At 71.1% G+C, this 1,800-nt stretch carries 2 protein-coding genes; one reads left to right on the top strand and one right to left on the bottom strand.

All coding sequences use genetic code 11. The annotated features are described in order from the left end of the window. Window positions 1-13 precede the first annotated feature (13 nt). Entirely contained in the window at window positions 14-664 is a 651-nt protein-coding gene (locus tag EB084_24715) for a hypothetical protein (GenBank protein ID NDD31467.1), read from the top strand. A gap of 49 nt (window positions 665-713) precedes the next feature. Here EB084_24715 and EB084_24710 read toward each other — a convergent pair whose 3' ends face one another. Then, on the bottom strand, window positions 714-1,769 hold the full coding sequence (locus tag EB084_24710; protein NDD31466.1) for a hypothetical protein: 1,056 nt from the start codon (window positions 1,767-1,769) through the stop codon (window positions 714-716). Between the last annotated feature and the right edge of the window lie 31 nt (window positions 1,770-1,800).

The raw sequence follows: 1,800 nt of genomic DNA, 5'->3' as shown, positions 1-1,800 counted from the left end.
TCCGGTATCCCTGGTGAACGTCGACGCCGCCGCCCCGCCTTCAGAGCTTGACGCCATCGTCTACTGGGGGGTCGGCAGCTCGGTTCCCGCGGGCCAGCCCCGCACGCGCAGATGGCGCACGCGCTCGAGCCTGCGCTACAGCGAGGGGGCCACGGGGCTGGCCGATCCGGCGCGCCTGGCCGCCATCGATGTCTCCGCCTCCGGACGCGGCGAGTACCGTGCGCGCGTGTCGTACGCGGGGGAGACCAGGGTCACGGTGGGACCCACGAACGATTTCCTCGATCCGCTCACCCTGAGCCATCCGCTGGACGGGAAGGTCGACTTCGGACGCCCCCTCGCCATCGCATGGGCGCCTGTACCCCGCGCCACGGCCTACTGCGTCGTCGCCACCGCGCGCGGCGGAGACGGGCGCACCGTGCTCTGGGAGAGCGCGTGGCGCTGCGACCTGTGGGAGCGCCACGGCGTCGACTGGTCGATGCGCAACAACATCGTGCTTCCCCTCGATCAGACCAGCGTGACCATTCCCGCCGGCATCTTCATGGGTGGCCCGGTGCAGGTGCAGATCACCGCCATCTCCGCCGCGTCAAACCGAGCGGGCCCCTTCGACGCGCGGGCCTGGGCGCAGTCGCGCACCTCGTTCGTGATCGGGGGCCGTAAGCCGTAGGCCCACGAAGTGCATGCCGCTCTTGAAGCGCAAGCCAGAGGCGCGAAGCTCACGCCCCTGAAAGGCTCGCCATCGCCGCGTGCCAGTGGGGCGCCTGCGCCGACAGCGTGAGGCGATCGTACTGACGGTTCACCCAGTCGTAGGGGAGCGGCTTCGTGGGAAGATAGGCAGACAGCCCCCACGCGTCTCGAGCCGACCCGTCGCCCTGGGTGCGCGCCACCACGGCCTGATCGGCCGCCGCGTCAAGGGCCGCCGCCGCCTCGGCGGTGGCCGTCGAGCGCAGGCGCGCATCGGTGGCCAGGCGCTGCGCCAGCGTGCGGATGTCCTTCAGGTCGACCAGGGGGCGATCCCGCGGGAGCTCGCGAAAGTCCGGAAGAGCGGCCGCGATCTCGCGCGCGGCGGAGAGCGCGACCGAATCGTCGAGAAGGCTCGCCCCGAGGCGGTCGAGGGCGCGCATCACCGACGCGACCTGGGCCTCATCAACCGCAGAGACGACGGGCGAACGCGCCGGCACGCCCGCCGACGCATCGACCACGAGACGGGCCGCCTCGACGGGACGCATGTCGGCACGCAACCCCTCGACCACCTGTCCCAGGGGAAGGCCCAGCCCTTTCTGAAGCCCCTGGCTCGCCACCAGCATCGACGCGCGAGGCGCGAGCTCGGCCGCGACCTCGACATTGGCCTCGAGACAGGCGTTGAGCACCAGCACGTCGGCCTTCATGCCGCTTCGCTCGAGGGCCTCTCGCATCTCTTGCGGTGCCATGATGCGCTGCCGCCTGCTGTCCATCACGGCCCCCATGAACCCCGACCCATGCCCGCCCAGTACGATCACATAACGCTCGGCGGGCACCGCCTTCATTCCCCAGCGCAGGAACGACTCGAGGGCCTCCGGTCGGGACATGTCGACCGGGGGGCGCACGTTGTCCCCTTGGGGAGAGGTCTGGCGAACCGAGCCCGTGGTGCCGAGCCACCCGGCCACGGACACACCGTCGGCGGGATGCGCACGCACGACCTCCTCGAAGCTCGCGCGACAGGCGGGCTCGATGTCGGGGGAAGCCGAGCTGTAGACCAGAACACCCCAGCGCGGGGACGACGACACCTGCATGACCGCCCCATGGTAGCACGCACGTGGCGGG

This window comes from Pseudomonadota bacterium, from assembly GCA_010028905.1.
GTDB lineage: Bacteria > Vulcanimicrobiota > Xenobia > RGZZ01 > RGZZ01 > RGZZ01.
The sequence above is the reverse complement of the archived record's forward strand: the minus strand, read 5'-3'. Positions and strand labels throughout refer to the sequence as shown.

Excerpts from the sequence above, each read along its gene's own strand:
- EB084_24710 (NDD31466.1), bottom strand. The coding sequence starts at position 1,769 with ATGCAGGTGTCGTCGTCCCCGCGCTGGGGTGTTCTGGTCTACAGCTCG.